The sequence below is a fragment of the Micromonospora sp. NPDC050495 genome (assembly GCF_040655175.1).
Classification (GTDB): domain Bacteria; phylum Actinomycetota; class Actinomycetes; order Mycobacteriales; family Micromonosporaceae; genus Micromonospora.
In genome coordinates, this window is the sequence record NZ_JBFAJK010000007.1 from 49,075 (window position 1) to 64,652 (window position 15,578).

Sequence of the window (15,578 nt, forward strand, 5' to 3'; positions counted from 1 at the left end):
GCGCCGGGCCGGCCAGCCTGACGGACGGAAGGGCGGCCTGGTGAGTGGGGCGGCCCGTAGGAGGGGCGGCCCGGTAGAAGGGGCGGCCCGGTGAGAGAGGCGGCCCGGTGAGAGAGGCGGCCCGGTGAGAGAGGCGGCCTGGTGAGAGAGGCGGCCTGGTGGGAGGGCCCGCGCTGGCGGTCGGTCGGCCGTGGAATCATCGGCGGCGCGATGTCTGAGCCCACGTTCGCCACCCTGGTCAGCCGCTGGTTCGAGCGGAACGCCCGCGACCTGCCGTGGCGCGAGCCGGGCGTCGGCGCCTGGGCCATCCTGGTCAGCGAGGTCATGCTCCAGCAGACACCGGTGGCCCGGGTGCTGCCGGCCTGGTCGGCGTGGCTGTCCCGCTGGCCGACCCCGACAGCGCTGGCCGAGGACACCCCGGCCGAGGCGATCCGGATGTGGGGACGGCTCGGCTACCCCCGGCGGGCGCTCCGGCTGCGGGACTGCGCGGTGGCGATCGTGGAGCGGCACGGTGGCGAGGTGCCGGACCGGTTGGACCAGCTCCTGGCGCTGCCCGGCGTCGGCACGTACACGGCCCGGGCGGTGGCCGCGTTCGCGTACGGGCAGCGGCACCCGGTGGTGGACACCAACGTACGCCGGGTGGTGTGCCGGGCGATCGCCGGCGAGCCGGACGCCGGCCCGACCACCCGCCCCGCCGACCTGGTCGCCACCGAGGAGTTGCTGCCCATCGAGCCGGCCGCCGCGGCGCTGGCCAGCGCGGCGTTCATGGAACTCGGCGCGGTGGTCTGCACCGCCCGCGCGCCCCGCTGCGGGGTCTGCCCGGTCGAGTCGATCTGCGCCTGGCGCGCCTCCGGCCGGCCGGCGCCGACCGGCCCGACCCGCCGCCCCCAGCGCTACGCGGGCACCGACCGGCAGGTACGCGGTCTGCTGCTCGCCGTGCTGCGCGAGGCCACCGGACCGGTGCCGCACCAGCGGCTGGACCAGGTCTGGCACGACGACGTGCAGCGGGCCCGCGCCCTGACCGGGCTGGTCACCGACGGCCTGGTGGAACCGGTCGGCGAGGAGTCGTTCCGGCTGGCCGGCGACGGCCCACCGGTCCCGCTACCCCACCCCTGACCCACCCCGCCACTGCTTGATCCACTCCGGTTGCGGCAAAGTGTGCCATCCCCGTCCAGGGAAGCCACGAGTTGCCGCGACCAGGGCGAACCGACCCGGCCCAGCGGGGCAGCCAGGCCTCGGCGAGGCCGGCCAGCGGGCCAGCCGGGCCGACCCGGCCCAACGGGCGAGCCGGCCAGGCGGCGGGGCGAGGGCGGGGAAAAGGCGACGGCCCCGGTCGGCTTTCGCCGGCCGGGGCCGTCGCCCTCGATCAGTTGACCCGGGTCACGCCGCGTCGTCCGCGCCCGTGGCGGCGGTGCCGCCGAGGTCCGCCGGGACCGCGTCCGGCACGGCCACCGGCCGGTCGGCGCCCCGGAAGACGAGCTTGGACTTGTCGATGTTTTCGGGGTCGCCCTCGCAGTCCACCACCACGATCTGACCCGGGGTCAGCTCGTTGAAGAGGATCCGCTCGGACAGGTTGTCCTCGATGTCGCGCTGGATCGTGCGACGCAGCGGCCGCGCGCCCAGCACCGGGTCGAAGCCCTTCTTCGCCAGGTACTTCTTGGCGTTGTCGGTCAGCTCCAGGCCCATGTCCTTGTTCCGCAGCTGCGTCTCGATCCGCTGGATCATGATGTCCACGATCTGGAGGATCTCGTTCTCGCGCAGCTGGTGGAAGACGATGGTGTCGTCGATCCGGTTCAGGAACTCGGGCCGGAAGTGCTGCTTGAGCTCGTCGTTGACCTTCTGCTTCATCCGGTCGTAGTTGGACTCGGAGTCCTCAGAGGCCTGGAAGCCCAGCGACACCGCCTTGGCGACGTCCCGCGTGCCGAGGTTGGTGGTCAGGATGATGACCGTGTTCTTGAAGTCCACGATCCGGCCCTGGCCGTCGGTGAGCCGCCCGTCCTCCAGGATCTGGAGGAGCGTGTTGAACACGTCCGGGTGGGCCTTCTCGATCTCGTCGAAGAGCACCACCGAGAACGGCCGACGGCGCACCTTCTCGGTCAGCTGCCCGCCCTCGTCGTAGCCGACGTAGCCGGGAGGGGCACCTACCAGCCGGGAGACCGTGTAGCGGTCGTGGAACTCGGACATGTCCAGCTGGATGAGGGCGTCCTCGCTGCCGAACAGGAACTCGGCGAGCGCCTTGGAGAGCTCGGTCTTACCCACGCCGGACGGGCCGGCGAAGATGAACGAGCCGGACGGGCGCTTCGGGTCCTTCAGGCCGGCCCGGGTACGCCGGATCGCCTTCGAGACCGCCTTGACCGCGTCCTCCTGGCCGATGACGCGCTTGTGCAGCTCGTCCTCCATGCGCAGCAGGCGCGAGGTCTCCTCCTCGGTCAGCTTGTAGACCGGGATGCCGGTCCAGTTGCCGAGCACCTCGGCGATCTGCTCGTCGTCAACCTCGCTGACGACGTCCAGGTCACCGGCCTTCCACTCCTTCTCCCGCTGGGCCTTCTGGCCGAGCAGCTGCTTCTCCTTGTCGCGGAGCTGCGCCGCCCGCTCGAAGTCCTGCGCGTCGATCGCGGACTCCTTGTCACGGCGGACCTGGGCGATCCGCTCGTCGAAGTCACGCAGGTCTGGCGGCGCGGTCATCCGGCGGATCCGCATCCGGGCGCCGGCCTCGTCGATCAGGTCGATCGCCTTGTCCGGCAGGAAGCGGTCGGAGATGTACCGGTCGGCCAGGGTGGCGGCCGCCACCAGCGCGGCGTCCGTGATCGAGACGCGGTGGTGCGCCTCGTAGCGGTCCCGCAGGCCCTTGAGGATCTCGATGGTGTGGGCCAGCGAGGGCTCACCCACCTGGATCGGCTGGAAGCGGCGCTCGAGAGCGGCGTCCTTCTCCAGGTGCTTGCGGTACTCGTCCAGGGTGGTGGCGCCGATGGTCTGCAGCTCACCGCGGGCCAGCATCGGCTTGAGGATGCTGGCGGCGTCGATCGCGCCCTCGGCGGCACCCGCACCCACCAGGGTGTGGATCTCGTCGATGAACAGGATGATGTCGCCGCGGGTGCGGATCTCCTTGAGCACCTTCTTGAGGCGCTCCTCGAAGTCACCGCGGTAGCGCGAACCGGCGACCAGCGCACCGAGGTCGAGCGTGTAGAGCTGCTTGTCCTTCAGCGTCTCGGGCACCTCGCCCTTGATGATCTTCTGGGACAGCCCCTCCACCACGGCGGTCTTACCGACGCCGGGCTCACCGATCAGGACCGGGTTGTTCTTGGTACGGCGGGAGAGCACCTGCATGACCCGCTCGATTTCCTTCTCGCGCCCGATGACCGGGTCGAGCTTGCCCTCGCGGGCGGCCTGGGTCAGGTTGCGGCCGAACTGGTCCAGCACGAGGCTGGTCGACGGCGCGGCCTCGCCCGGCGCGGCGCCCGCCGCGGCCGGCTCCTTGCCCTGGTAGCCGGAGAGCAGCTGAATCACCTGCTGGCGGACCCGGTTGAGGTCGGCGCCGAGCTTGACCAGGACCTGGGCGGCGACGCCCTCGCCCTCGCGGATCAGGCCGAGCAGGATGTGCTCCGTGCCGATGTAGTTGTGGCCGAGCTGCAGCGCCTCGCGCAGCGACAGCTCCAGCACCTTCTTGGCCCGCGGCGTGAACGGGATGTGCCCGCTCGGTGCCTGCTGGCCCTGGCCGATGATCTCCTCGACCTGCTGACGGACGCCCTCGAGGGAGATGCCGAGGCTCTCCAGGGCCTTTGCCGCGACACCCTCACCCTCGTGGATCAGGCCCAGCAGGATGTGCTCCGTACCGATGTAGTTGTGGTTGAGCATCCGGGCCTCTTCCTGGGCCAGGACGACAACCCGTCGCGCTCGGTCGGTGAACCGCTCGAACATGCCCTCGTGCTCCTCACGTGCCGTGCGCCTTGATGGTCAAGATCTTGGCGGGGCCGGTGCGCGGACGTCCGGGACGGGCGTCCGTGCCTCCTTACTCTATCGCCGCGGACCGCCTTCGCTGAGGTCGTGTGTCCTCGCGAAGGGCCGTTCCCACGTCGTATCTGACAACCGTCCGCGCTCAGGAGGTGTTCCGGTACCCCTGCCTGTACGCGCAGAGCGAAATTCGCTGGGAGCCGGCAACCACCGTCCGGGCGGTCCAGTGCCCCCGGGCCGGGCCCGGGCGGTCTCTCCACAGCCTGTGGACGAAATCTCCACCGCCTGTGGACAACTCGGTCCGGGGGCGGTTTCTTCCCCGGTCCCGGGCGGGTCCCGCCGAGGCCCGCACGTAACCGGACAGCCCGCGCAGCCGGGCCCAAACGGCGACGCCGGCCCGGAAGGTGCTCCGGACCGGCGTCGATGTCGCCCGTGTGCTGGTCGGCTCAGTGGCCGGCCTTCGAGTGGTACTCGTCGACGATCTCCTGCGGGATCCGACCCCGGTCGGAGATGTCCTTGCCCGCCTTCTTGGCCCAGGCCCGGATCGCCTTGTTCTGCTCCCGGTCGGCGGTGGCGCCGCCCCGGCCCCGCGCGGCCCGGCCGCCCACGACCACGCCGCCGCGCCCGACCTTGCTCCCGTGCGCGATGTACTGAGCGAATACGTCGCGCAATTTCTCGGCGTTCGACGCCGAGAGGTCGATCTCGTACTGCACGCCGTCCAACGCGAACTTGACGGTCTCGTCAGCGTCCCCGCCGTCCAGGTCATCGACCAGCTTGTGAATGATCTGCTTGGCCACGTCCCACATTCCTTTCGAGCAGGGTTGTGCTCCTGCAATACAGGAGCACAATAACCCGCCCGATGCTTGCCGCGTCAATGGGTTCCGGTAACAACCCGGGAACGGGGTGCCGCTACTCTGGGCGGACCAACGGGAACAGGATCGTTTCCCGAATTCCCAGCCCGGTCAGCGCCATCAACAGACGGTCGATTCCCATTCCCATACCACCCGCCGGCGGCATTCCATACTCCATCGCCCGAAGAAAGTCCTCGTCGAGTCGCATGGCCTCGTCGTCACCGCGCGCGGCGAGCTGCGCCTGGGCCACCAGCCGCTCCCGCTGCACCACCGGGTCGACCAGCTCGGAGTACGCCGTGCCCAGCTCGAAGCCGAGCACGTAGAGGTCCCACTTCTCGGCCAGCCCCGGCTCGTCGCGGTGCGCCCGGGTGAGCGGGCTGGTCTCCTCCGGGTAGTCCCGGACGAAGGTGGGCGCCTGCAGCGACGGCACCACCAGCTCCTCGAAAAGCTCCTCGGCCAGCTTGCCCGGGCCCCACTTCGGGTCGACGGAGAGGCCGACCTTGTCCGCGTACTCGACCAGGCGGGTCCTTTCGGTGCGGACGGTGACCTCCTCACCGAGCGCTTCGGAAAGGACACCGAAGAGCGACACCGACCGCCACTCGCCACCCAGATCGAACTCGCGGCCGTCGGCATGGGTCACCACGGTCGAGCCGGCGACCGCGAGCGCCGCCCGCTGCACCAGATTCCGGGTCAGCTCCGCCATCGTGTTGTAGTCGCCGTACGCCTGGTAGGCCTCGAGCATGGCGAACTCCGGCGAGTGCGTGGAGTCGATGCCCTCATTACGGAAGTTGCGGTTGATCTCGAAGACCCGGTCGACGCCGCCCACCACGGCCCGCTTGAGAAACAGTTCCGGCGCGATTCGCAGATACAGATCGGTGTTGAGCGCATTGCTGTGGGTCACGAATGGGCGGGCCGCCGCGCCACCGTGCAGCAGCTGGAGCATCGGGGTCTCCACCTCGATGAAGTCCTGGCCGTGCAGGGTTTCCCGCAGGCTGCGCACGGCCGCCGCACGGGTCCGCACCATCTGCCGCGCCTGCGGGCGGACCACGAGGTCCACGTACCGCTGGCGGACCCGGGCCTCCTCGCTCAGCGGCTTGTGCGCCACCGGCAGCGGGCGCAGCGCCTTGGCGGTGACCGCCCACTGCTCGACCAGCACCGACAGCTCACCGCGCCGGCTGGTGATCACCTCGCCGGTCACCCCGACGTGGTCGCCGAGGTCGACCAGGCGCTTCCAGTCGTCCAGCCGCTCCGCACCGACCCGGTCCAGCGAGAGCATCGCCTGCAACTCGGTGCCGTCGCCGTCGCGCAGGGTGGCGAAGCAGAGCTTGCCGGTGTTGCGTACGAAGATCACCCGGCCGGTCACCGAGACCCGGTCGCCGGTGGCCGTGTCGGTGGGCAGCTCGGCGTACCGCTCGCGGACCCTGGCCAGGGTGCTGGTCCGCGGGTAGCCGACCGGGTAGGGCGCGACGCCCTCGGCGAGCATCCGGTCCCGCTTCTCCCGGCGGACCTTCATCTGCTCCGGAAGATCGTCGGCGGGGTCCACTGGCAGGGCGTTCTGCTCGGTCACGGGAGCTTCCTCAGGCTTGGAGATATCGGCGGGTCAGCCCATGAGCGTACTCAAGCGCCCGGCCGGCCGTTACGGGATAACCTGCCGCCCATGACCGACTCCACCGAGGCCCTCTCCTTCGGCGCCGCGGCCGCCGAATACGACCGCTACCGGCCCCGGTATCCGGAGGCGGCGCTGCGCTGGGCGGTGGACGGCCTCGCCGCGCCCACCCGCACCGTGGACCTGGGCGCCGGCACCGGGATCGTCACCGCCGGGCTGCTCGCGCTCGGCCACCAGGTGACCGCCGTCGAACCCGATCCGGGCATGCGGGCCCAGTTCGCGGCCGTGCTGCCGGGCACCCCGGCACTGGCCGGCACCGCCGAGTCGATCCCGCTCCCCGACGGGTACGCGGACGCGGTGCTGGTCGGCCAGGCGTACCACTGGTTCGACCGGGAGCGGGCGCACCCCGAGATCGCCCGGGTGCTGCGGAGCGGGGGGACCTTCGCGGCGGTCTGGAACCTGCGCGACGACCGGGTCGGCTGGGTGACCGAGCTGAACCGGATCGCCGAGATCGGCGACACCGTCGACCACCTGCGGGCCACCGTGACCGGCTTCGGCCCTCGGTTCGCCACCCCGGAGTGGGCGGAGTTCGGGCAGGTCACCCCCCTCACCCCCGCCGATCTGATCGGCATGGTGCGGACCCGGTCGCACTACCTGACGGCCGAACCGGCGCGGCGCCGCGAGGTCGAGGCGGAACTGCGTGAGTTGCTCACCACCCACCCCGACCTGGCCGGCCGGGACATCATCGACCTGCCCTACCGCACCCTGGTCGCCCGCGCGCACCGCCACTGACCCCCGACGGCCGTCCGCCGCACTAGCCTCGCCGGATGACCAACCCCCACCAGGCGCTCTCCTTCGGCGCCGCCGCGGCCGCGTACGACCGGTTCCGTCCCCGCTATCCGGAGGCGGCGCTGCGCTGGGCACTGGACGGGGTGCCCGCCCCGGCCCGGCTGGTCGACCTCGGCGCCGGCACCGGCATCCTCACCCGTGGCCTGCTCGCCCTCGGCCACCAGGTCGTACCCGTCGAACCGGATCCGGGGATGCGGGCGGAACTGGCCGCCGCCACCCCGGGCACGGCGGCGCTGGCCGGCAGCGCCGAGTCGGTGCCGCTGCCGGACGGCACGGCGGACGCGGTGCTGGTCGGTCAGGCCTACCACTGGTTCGACCGGGAGCCCGCGCACGCCGAGATCGCCCGGGTGCTGCGGCCCGGCGGCACCTTCGCGCCGATCTGGAACGTCCGGGACGAGCGGGTGGACTGGGTGGCGGAGCTGACCCGGATCGCCCACCTCGGCGACAACGCGGGTGACGTGACCGAGAAGTACGCCGACTTCGGTTCCGGTTTCGACGCGGTGGAGCTGGGCGAGTTCGCCCACGCCACCACGCTCACCCCGGACGAGGTGCTGGGCATGCTGCACACCCGCTCCTTCTGGCTGACCGCCTCGGCAGCAGACCGCGAGCGGATCGACCGGGGCGTCCGTGGGCTCTTCGCCAGCCATCCGGACCTGGCCGGACGGGAGGCGGTCGAGCTGCCGTACCGCACGCTCGTCTTCCGGTCCCGACGGCGCTGAACCACGGCGGGTTTCCGGGCGGCCCGGCCGGTGGACGGGACAAGCCCGACCGCCCGGAGCCGGTCGGGCCGCCCGGAAACCGCCACCAGGATCAGAGGTTGCGCTCGTACACCATCCGCAGGCCGATCAGGGTGATCATCGGCTCGTGGTGGGTGATCGTGTGGCACTCGTTGAGCACCAGCGAGGCCAGCCCGCCGGTGGCGATCACCGCCTTGACCTCGCCCAGCTCCTGGGTCATCCGCTCGACGATCCGGTCCACCTGCCCGGCGAAGCCGAAGTAGAGCCCGGCCTGGAGGCATTCCACCGTGTTCTTGCCGATCACCGAGCGGGGCCGGGTGGCCTCCACCTTGCGCAGCTGGGCGGCGCGGGCCGCCAGCGCGTCGAAGGAGATCTCGATGCCGGGCGCGAACGCGCCACCCAGGAACTCGCCCCGGTCGCTGATCACGTCGAAGTTGGTGGTGGTGCCGAAGTCCACCACGATCGACGGCCCGCCGTAGAGGGTGTACGCGGCCAGGGTGTTGACCACCCGGTCCGCGCCCACCTCCTTCGGGTTGTCGATGGCGAGCTGCACCCCGGTGCGTACGCCGGGCTCGACGATCACGCTCGGCAGGTCCGCGTAGTAGCGGGAGAGCATGGTGCGCAGCGAGCGCAGCGCGGCCGGCACCGTCGAGCAGGCGGCCACTCCGGTGATCTCCACGGCGTCGCCGGCCAGCAGGCCTCGGAACATCAGCCCCAGCTCGTCCGCGGTGGACCGGGCATCGGTCTTGATCCGCCAGTTGTGCACCAGCTTGTCGCCGTCGAAGGTCGCCAGCACGGTGTTGGTGTTTCCGATGTCGATGCAGAGCAGCACGACCGCAGCCTAGACCGCGCCCCTCGCGGCGGTGAGCGCGAGGAGCGCGCCCGGTCGCCACCCGCGCCGCCGCGGGTTCAGTCCTCCCGCAGGTCCAGCGCGATGTCCAGGATCGGCGAGGAGTGCGTCAGCGCGCCCACCGAGAGGAAGTCGACGCCGGTCGCGCCGTACTCGGCGGCCACCGGCAGGGTGAGCCCCCCGGTCGCCTCCAGCTCGGCCCGGTCGCCCACCGCGGCGACCACCTCGCGCAGCTGCGCCGGGGTCATGTTGTCCAGCAGCAGGAAGCCCGCCCCCGCTTCGACCGCCTCCACCGCCTCGGCCAGGGTGTCCACCTCCACCTGGACGGGCACGTCCGGGAACGCCTCCCGGACCCGGCGGTAGGCCGCCCCGATCCCGCCGGCGGCCACCTTGTGGTTGTCCTTGATCATGGCGACGTCGTGCAGGCCCATCCGCTTGTTGGTGCCGCCGCCGGCGCGGACCGCGTACTTCTCCAGGGCCCGCAGGCCCGGCGTGGTCTTGCGGGTGTCCAGCACCATCGCCTTCGTGCCGGCCAGGGCGTCGGCCCAGGCCCGGGTGTGGGTGGCCACCCCGGACATCCGGGAGAGCAGGTTGAGCGCCGTCCGCTCGGCGGTGAGCAGCAGCCGGGTCGGGCCGGTCACGGTGGCCAGCACATCGCCACGCGCCACCCGCTGCCCGTCCTGGGCCACCAGCGACACCTCGACGGTACGGCCCGCCCCGGTCACCTCCCCCACCAGCTCGAACACGGCCGCCGCCACCGGCAGCCCGGCCACCACGCCGGCCGACCGGGCGACCAGGTCACCGGTGTCGGTCTGCGCGTCCGGGATGGTGGCGACGCTGGTGACGTCGAGGAAATCCGGGCCCAGGTCCTCGGTGAGCGCGTCGACGATCACCCGCCGGACCCGCTCCGGGTCCAGGCCACCGTCCCGCAGCGCCTGCTGAGTCGACTCCCTCACCGTGCCTCCTTCGTTCCTGGCCGCCCGGCTCGCCCAACCGGCCCGCTCACCGGGCCAATTCCGTTCCCGACTGCGGGGCTCGCAGAACCGGCTCACTCCTCGCGCTCACTGGTTGTTCCGCCCAGCGCTCGGTCAACCGGCTCTCCGCACCGATCGCGCCGACCAGGTGGCCCAGCCACCGGTCGTCGGCCGTCGGGAAGTCCTCCCGCCAGTGGCAGCCCCGGGTCTCCTGCCGGGCGTACGCGGCGGCGACCAGGGTCGACGCCACGGTGACCAGGTTGGTCGCCTCCCAGTCGGCGGTCCGCGGGGTGCCCCGTCCCTGGCCCAGCTCGCGGAGCGTGCCGGCGGCCCCGGCCAGGGTCTCCGCCGAGCGCAGCACCCCGGCGCCCCGGGTCATGGCCCGTTGCAGGGTCGGCGTGCCGCCAGCCGGCACCACCCAGCCCTGCCCGCCCACCCAGGCGCCGGTCTCGGCCGGCTTCGCCTGCTCGGGCAGCCCGGCGGCGATGTCCTCGGCGATCCGGCGGGAGAAGACCAGCCCTTCCAGTAGCGAGTTGCTGGCCAGCCGGTTCGCGCCGTGCACGCCGGTGCAGGCGACCTCACCGCAGGCGTACAGGCCGGGGATGGAGGTGCGGCCGTGCAGGTCGGTGCGGACGCCGCCGGAGGCGTAGTGGGCGGCCGGGGCGACCGGGATCAGGTCGGCGGCCGGGTCCACCCCGATGGCCAGGCAGGAGGCCACGATGGTCGGGAAGCGCCGGGCCAGGAAGTCCCCGCCGAGGTGCCGGGCGTCCAGCCAGACGTGGTCGGCGCCGGTGGCCAGCAGCACCCGGTGGATGCCCTTGGCCACCACGTCCCGCGGGGCCAGCTCGGCCAGCTCGTGCTGGCCGACCATGAACCGCTTGCCGTCCCCGTCGACCAGGTACGCGCCCTCGCCCCGCAGCGCCTCGGAGACCAGCGGCTGCTGGGCCAGCCCGGCGCCGGGACCACCGGCCGGCACGATCAGCGCGGTCGGGTGGAACTGCACGAACTCCACGTCGGTGACCGCCGCGCCGGCCCGCAGCGCCAGCGCCACCCCGTCGCCGGTGGAGACCGACGGGTTCGTGGTGGCCGCGAAGACCTGCCCCATGCCGCCGGTGGCCAGCACCACCGCCCGGGCCAGGAGCGCACCCACCCCGTCCTCGCTGCCCTCGCCGAGCACGTGCAGGGTGATCCCGCAGGCCGGGCCGAGGCCGCCGGGGCCGTCGCCGGGGGCGCGCAGCAGGTCCAGCACCAGGGCGTGCTCGACCAGCCGGATCCACGGGTCGCGGTGCACCGCCGCGTGCAGCGCCCGCTGCACCTCGGCGCCGGTGGCGTCGCCGCCCGCGTGCACGATCCGGTCGGCCCGGTGGCCGCCCTCCCGGGTGAGCATCAGCGAGCCGTCCGGGTTGCGGTCGAACTCGGCGCCGATCCGGATCAGCTCGCGCAGCCGGGTCGGGCCCTCCTCCACCAGCACCCGGACCGCCGCCGGGTCGCAGAGGCCGACACCGGCCACCTCGGTGTCGGACGCGTGCGCGGCCGGCGTGTCGGTCGGGTCGAGCACCGAGGCGATGCCGCCCTGCGCCCAGCGGGTCGAGCCCTCGTCGATGTCGACCTTGGTGACCACGGTGACGTGCAACCCCGCCTCCCGCAGGTGCAGCGCGGCGGTCAGCCCGGCGACCCCGGAGCCGACCACGATCACGTCGGTGGTCTCCACCCAGCCGGGTGCGGGCGCGGCGAGCAGCCCGGGCAGGGCCGGCAGCTCGACGGTCGGAAGGTCCATGAGCACAGTCAACCCGAACGTCCCTCATCGCGGGCGGCGGGGGCGGGACGAGTGGTTCCGGCTACCTCGTCCGGACCGGCAGGCCCGCCGGGCCGGCCCCCTTCAGCGAGGCGGTCACCGTCCGGTCGCTGAGCCAGAGGTAGCAGCGGACGCCCCGGTCACCGGCGGCCCAGCGGCCCGCGCCGGGCGGGCGTACCACCACGCCGGTGCGGAAGCGCAGCATCTTGTCGTCGGGCACGTTGACGTACCGGGCCAGGACGGTGTCGCAGCCGGTGTAGAGGGGGGCCCAGTCGGCCTCCTTCGTCGGGTAGGGCCGGTCCGGCGCCGTCCAGACCCCGACGAACTCGGCGTCGTGCCCGGTGCGGCAGTCCACCGGGGTGAGGGTCCGGGCCCGGGCCTTCCCGCCGGCGCGCTGGCAGCCCAGCCGCAGCGGCGAGGCGCCCTTGAGCGCGTCCCGCAGGCTGCCCGTCCGGGTCACCACCCGGGCCGCCGCCTCGACCGTGTCCACCTCGCTCAGGTCGCACCGGTACCAGCGCCCACCGGCCGCCCAGCCGGCCCCGGTGGGCAGCGCCACGGCCAGCCGCAGCCGGCCGGCCCGCCAGTTGTCGCCGACGTACCCGCTGGCCCGGGCGTCACAGTCGGCGAAGGCGGTACGCAGCTCCGGCGAGCCGCCGGCCGGCGGGGCGGCCCGGTCCGCCGGGAAGGCCCCGACGTGCACCGTCTCCACCCGGTGCGGCAGGCCACAGTCGACCGGCTCGTACCCGTCCGGGCCGATGGTCGGGGTGGAGTCGGCGACCTGGCAGACGCCGGCGGCCGGGGTGAACGGCCCCGGCGCCGGCAGCGCCCGCCAGTCGTCGGTCAGGTCCCCGTCCAGCCCGCCGCGGGCGGCGCACCCGGCCAGCAGCCCCACGGCGGCCACCGTGGCGACCAGGCTCCGCATCGCACGGCCCATCGCGGCCTCCCCCAGCCCGACGACCGTCTATTCCGACGGTCCGCCCAGGGTAGCGGGAAATGACCTTCCGGTGACAGACCGCTATCAGCCTTCCCGCCGGCCGGCAGCCCACAAACCGGAGATACCGGATGCAACCGGGCAGGCTGGCCGGGCGGAGGGCGTGGACCTCAGTTCAGCGCGGCGGCGAGCGGGTTCGGCACCGGGTCACCGGCGGTGCCCGGGGCGGCGGTGGTCGGGTCCGCCGACAGGTCCACGACCCGGTTGTCCGCGTCCACGTGCACCACCCGCGGCCGGTACGCGCGGGCCTCGGCGTCGTCCATCTGCCCGTACGAGATCAGGATGACCAGGTCGCCGGGGTGCACCAGGTGCGCCGCGGCGCCGTTGATGCCGATCACGCCGCTGCCCCGCTGCCCCGGAATCACGTACGTCTCCAGCCGGGCGCCGTTGGTGATGTCCACGATCGCCACCTGCTCGCCGGGGAGCAGGTCGGCCGCGTCGAGCAGATCCTCGTCCACCGTCACCGAACCCACATAGTGCAGGTCGGCCTGGGTCACGGTGGCCCGGTGGATCTTCGACTTGAGCATGGTCCGGAACATCGGTCGCCTCTCCGCGGGGTGTCGTGGTGGTCAGGAACGCGGCGCGAGGTGGAGCCCCGCGTTGTCGATCAGCCGGGTGGTGCCGACCCAGGCCGCGACCAGCAGCCGCGCCGGCCCGGCGACCGGCCCCGGCTCCAGGTCGGCGTCGGTCAGCACCAGGTAGTCGAGGCGGGCACCCGGGACACCCGAGTCGAAGGCGCGGTGGGCCGCGGCCAGCACGGCACCCGCGTCCGCGCCCCGCTCGGCGGCGTCGACGCCGGCGCGCAGCGCGGCGGAGAGGCTCAGCGCGGCCGCCCGCTCCTCGCCCGACAGGTAGCGGTTGCGGCTGGACAGGGCCAGCCCGTCCGGCTCGCGCACGGTCGGCACGCCGACGATCTCGACCGGCACGTCCAGGTCGCGGGCCATCCGCTTGACCAGGGCGAGCTGCTGGTAGTCCTTCTCACCGAAGAAGGCCAGGTCGGGGCGGGTGAGCTGGAGCAGCTTCAGCACCACGGTGAGCACCCCGTGGAAGAAGCCGGGGCGGCTCAGCCCTTCCAGGTCCTCGCCGAGCGGGCCCGGGTTCACCCGGACCGTCGGCTGGCCGTCCGGGTACATGTCGGCCACCGACGGGGCGAAGACCAGGTCCACGCCGGCCCGGCGGCAGATCTCCAGGTCGGCGTCGAGGGTGCGCGGGTAGCGGTCGAAGTCCTCGTTCGGGCCGAACTGAAGCGGGTTCACGAAGATCGTGACGAGCACGCGGTCGGCCCGCTCCCGGGCCGCCCGCAGCAGCGTCTCGTGCCCGGAGTGCAGCGCGCCCATGGTCATCACCACGGCCACCGTGCCGGTCAGCGCGTCCCGCGCCGCGGCCAGCTCCTTGCGCGTGTGCACCAGCTCGATCATGCCGCCACCTCGATCCCGTTCAGCACGTCCAGCAGCGGCTCCGCGTCCGCCGGGCGCAGCCGGCCCGCCGCCACGGCACGGTCCGCCGTCCGTCGGGCCAACGCCAGATAAGGGCGTACGGATTCCGGGGCGGTCGCCGCGAGCCGGTCCAGGTGCCGGCGTACCGTGCCGGCGTCACCCCGGGACACCGGGCCGGTGAGCGCGTCGTCGCCGAGCCGCAGGGCGTTCTCCAGGGCGGCCCGCAGCAGCGGGGCGAGCACCTTCTCCGGCCGGTCCACCCCGGCGTCGCGCAGCCGGTCGGCCGCCTCGTTGACCAGGGTCACCAGGTGGTTCGCGCCGTGCGCCAGCGCCGCGTGGTAGAGCGGCCGGTCGCCCTCGGCCACCCACTCGGGCACCCCGCCCAGGTCGGTGACGAGCCGGGCGGCGAACGCGCGCAGCTCGGCCGGGGCGGTCACCCCGTACGAGATCCCGGTCAGCCGGCCCAGGTCGTCCGGCGTACCGGTGAAGGTCATCGCCGGGTGCAGCGCGAGCGGCCGCGCGCCGACGGCGGCGGCCGGGGCCAGCACCGCCAGCCCGTGCGCGCCGGAGGTGTGCGCGACCACCTGGCCGGGGCGCAACGCGCCGGCCTCGGCCAGGTCGGCGACCACCCCGGCGAGGGCGTCGTCGGGAACCGCCACGATCAGCAGATCGGTGGCGGCGCGGGCCACCTCGGCGGCGGAGCGGGTCGGGGTCTGCGGCAGCAGCAGCGCCATCCGGGCCCGGGTCGCGCCGGAGGCGCCGGCGGCGGCGACCACCCGGTGGCCGGCCGCGGCGAGGGCCGCACCCAGCACGGCGCCGACCCGGCCGGCGCCGAGCACGCCGACCGTGAGGGTGCGCGGGAAAACGAGCGGGGCGTCGGCGGCCCGCGGCGGGGTGGCCGGACGCGGGCGCAGCGGTGCGCTCATGGCAATCGATCCAGTCCTCGAAGGGGGTACCGGTCGATGGCAAGTATGCGCCGGGGCCACAGAGCCGAAACAAGGATGTGTGAAAACCTTCACCGACCCCGGCAAACCGGTTTCAGCGGTCGCGTCAGGTGTCGGTCCAGGTGGGGTCCTCGCCCGATCCGGGCGTGGCACCGCCCCTCGGCCCGGAGGACGGCTGCGTCGAGCGCCACCGGGCCCGTACCGTCGCCGGGTGACCTCTACCGAGCCGCTCCCCTGGCGCTTCGCGATGGACCGGGCGCTCTACGGGCCGGACGGCTTCTTCGTCTCCGGCCCGGGACCGGCCGCCCACTTCCGCACCAGCGTGCACGCCTCCCCCGTCTTCGCGTCCTGCCTGCTGCGGCTGCTGACCTCTCTCGATTCCGCGCTCGGCCATCCCGTTCCGTTTGACGTGGTGGATGTGGGGGCTGGTCGGGGGGAACTGCTGCGGTCGCTGTCGGTCGCCGTGGGGGTTTCGGGGGAGCCCGCCCGCTCCGGGCGGTCAGGCTTGATCCCTCCGCGGGGTGCGCGCGGCCGGCCGACCACGACGGCGGGTGCGGTCCGCGTGGTGCCGGCCGGTCGGGTTCCTTCGATGGC

Annotated in this window: 13 protein-coding genes and 1 pseudogene; 4 read left to right on the forward strand and 10 right to left on the reverse strand. The window is 73.3% G+C overall.

Annotated elements, in window-relative coordinates:
• The first annotated feature begins 210 nt into the window (after window positions 1-210).
• The gene (locus AB0I11_RS10585) at window positions 211-1,116 is read left to right on the forward strand and encodes an A/G-specific adenine glycosylase (RefSeq protein WP_357316772.1); all 906 of its coding nucleotides are present in this window, start codon (window positions 211-213) and stop codon (window positions 1,114-1,116) included.
• 264 nt (window positions 1,117-1,380) lie between these two features.
• On the opposite strand, the gene AB0I11_RS10590 is transcribed toward AB0I11_RS10585, so the two are convergent.
• The 3 genes from AB0I11_RS10590 to lysS form a co-directional block, all read right to left on the reverse strand.
• Window positions 1,381-3,918, reverse strand: a complete 2,538-nt coding sequence (locus AB0I11_RS10590) for an ATP-dependent Clp protease ATP-binding subunit (RefSeq protein ID WP_357316775.1) — start codon at window positions 3,916-3,918, stop codon at window positions 1,381-1,383.
• Window positions 3,919-4,397: 479 nt separating this feature from the next.
• Window positions 4,398-4,748, reverse strand: a complete 351-nt coding sequence (locus AB0I11_RS10595; protein ID WP_357316777.1) for an Lsr2 family protein — start codon at window positions 4,746-4,748, stop codon at window positions 4,398-4,400.
• Between the two features lie 112 nt (window positions 4,749-4,860).
• On the reverse strand, window positions 4,861-6,369 hold the full coding sequence (gene lysS, locus AB0I11_RS10600; RefSeq protein WP_357316780.1) for a lysine--tRNA ligase: 1,509 nt from the start codon (window positions 6,367-6,369) through the stop codon (window positions 4,861-4,863).
• 90 nt (window positions 6,370-6,459) lie between these two features.
• Here lysS and AB0I11_RS10605 point away from each other — a divergent pair, with 90 nt between their 5' ends.
• Window positions 6,460-7,200 carry a class I SAM-dependent methyltransferase gene (locus AB0I11_RS10605; RefSeq protein ID WP_357316783.1) on the forward strand — a complete coding sequence of 247 codons (741 nt, stop codon included), beginning with the start codon at window positions 6,460-6,462 and terminating at the stop codon, window positions 7,198-7,200.
• 35 nt (window positions 7,201-7,235) lie between these two features.
• Window positions 7,236-7,976, forward strand: coding sequence for a class I SAM-dependent methyltransferase (locus AB0I11_RS10610; protein ID WP_357316787.1), 741 nt, complete (start codon window positions 7,236-7,238; stop codon window positions 7,974-7,976).
• Between the two features lie 91 nt (window positions 7,977-8,067).
• Here AB0I11_RS10610 and AB0I11_RS10615 read toward each other — a convergent pair whose 3' ends face one another.
• The 7 genes from AB0I11_RS10615 to AB0I11_RS10645 all read right to left on the reverse strand — a co-directional run bounded on the left by AB0I11_RS10615 (window position 8,068) and on the right by AB0I11_RS10645 (window position 14,966).
• Window positions 8,068-8,826: a type III pantothenate kinase gene (locus AB0I11_RS10615; RefSeq protein ID WP_357316791.1), complete on the reverse strand. Its 759-nt coding sequence runs from the start codon at window positions 8,824-8,826 to the stop codon at window positions 8,068-8,070.
• Window positions 8,827-8,903: 77 nt separating this feature from the next.
• Entirely contained in the window at window positions 8,904-9,800 is an 897-nt protein-coding gene (nadC, locus tag AB0I11_RS10620; protein ID WP_357316795.1) for a carboxylating nicotinate-nucleotide diphosphorylase, read from the reverse strand.
• A 46-nt stretch (window positions 9,801-9,846) separates the two neighbouring features.
• A complete protein-coding gene (locus tag AB0I11_RS10625) occupies window positions 9,847-11,595 on the reverse strand; it encodes an L-aspartate oxidase (protein ID WP_357316798.1) in 1,749 nt (582 codons plus the stop codon).
• A 61-nt stretch (window positions 11,596-11,656) separates the two neighbouring features.
• Window positions 11,657-12,547 carry a septum formation family protein gene (locus AB0I11_RS10630; RefSeq protein WP_357316801.1) on the reverse strand — a complete coding sequence of 297 codons (891 nt, stop codon included), beginning with the start codon at window positions 12,545-12,547 and terminating at the stop codon, window positions 11,657-11,659.
• A gap of 167 nt (window positions 12,548-12,714) precedes the next feature.
• On the reverse strand, window positions 12,715-13,143 hold the full coding sequence (panD, locus tag AB0I11_RS10635; protein ID WP_046568382.1) for an aspartate 1-decarboxylase: 429 nt from the start codon (window positions 13,141-13,143) through the stop codon (window positions 12,715-12,717).
• 30 nt (window positions 13,144-13,173) lie between these two features.
• A complete protein-coding gene (panC, locus tag AB0I11_RS10640; RefSeq protein ID WP_357316805.1) occupies window positions 13,174-14,022 on the reverse strand; it encodes a pantoate--beta-alanine ligase in 849 nt (282 codons plus the stop codon).
• Entirely contained in the window at window positions 14,019-14,966 is a 948-nt protein-coding gene (locus tag AB0I11_RS10645) for a Rossmann-like and DUF2520 domain-containing protein (protein ID WP_357316808.1), read from the reverse strand. The genes panC and AB0I11_RS10645 overlap by 4 nt, the downstream gene beginning before the upstream one ends.
• A gap of 265 nt (window positions 14,967-15,231) precedes the next feature.
• On the opposite strand from AB0I11_RS10645, the pseudogene AB0I11_RS10650 reads away from it, so the two are divergent.
• Window positions 15,232-15,578: pseudogene (locus AB0I11_RS10650) on the forward strand (hypothetical protein); the annotation flags it as partial.

Bases quoted from the DNA above. Each gene is read 5' to 3' on its own strand.
- AB0I11_RS10585 (WP_357316772.1), top strand. From the start codon at position 211: ATGTCTGAGCCCACGTTCGCCACCCTGGTCAGCCGCTGGTTCGAGCGG.
- AB0I11_RS10590 (WP_357316775.1), bottom strand. From the start codon at position 3,918: ATGTTCGAGCGGTTCACCGACCGAGCGCGACGGGTTGTCGTCCTGGCC.
- AB0I11_RS10605 (WP_357316783.1), top strand. From the start codon at position 6,460: ATGACCGACTCCACCGAGGCCCTCTCCTTCGGCGCCGCGGCCGCCGAA.
- AB0I11_RS10610 (WP_357316787.1), top strand. From the start codon at position 7,236: ATGACCAACCCCCACCAGGCGCTCTCCTTCGGCGCCGCCGCGGCCGCG.
- AB0I11_RS10625 (WP_357316798.1), bottom strand. From the start codon at position 11,595: ATGGACCTTCCGACCGTCGAGCTGCCGGCCCTGCCCGGGCTGCTCGCC.
- AB0I11_RS10630 (WP_357316801.1), bottom strand. From the start codon at position 12,547: ATGGGCCGTGCGATGCGGAGCCTGGTCGCCACGGTGGCCGCCGTGGGG.
- panD (WP_046568382.1), bottom strand. From the start codon at position 13,143: ATGTTCCGGACCATGCTCAAGTCGAAGATCCACCGGGCCACCGTGACC.
- panC (WP_357316805.1), bottom strand. From the start codon at position 14,022: ATGATCGAGCTGGTGCACACGCGCAAGGAGCTGGCCGCGGCGCGGGAC.
- AB0I11_RS10645 (WP_357316808.1), bottom strand. From the start codon at position 14,966: ATGAGCGCACCGCTGCGCCCGCGTCCGGCCACCCCGCCGCGGGCCGCC.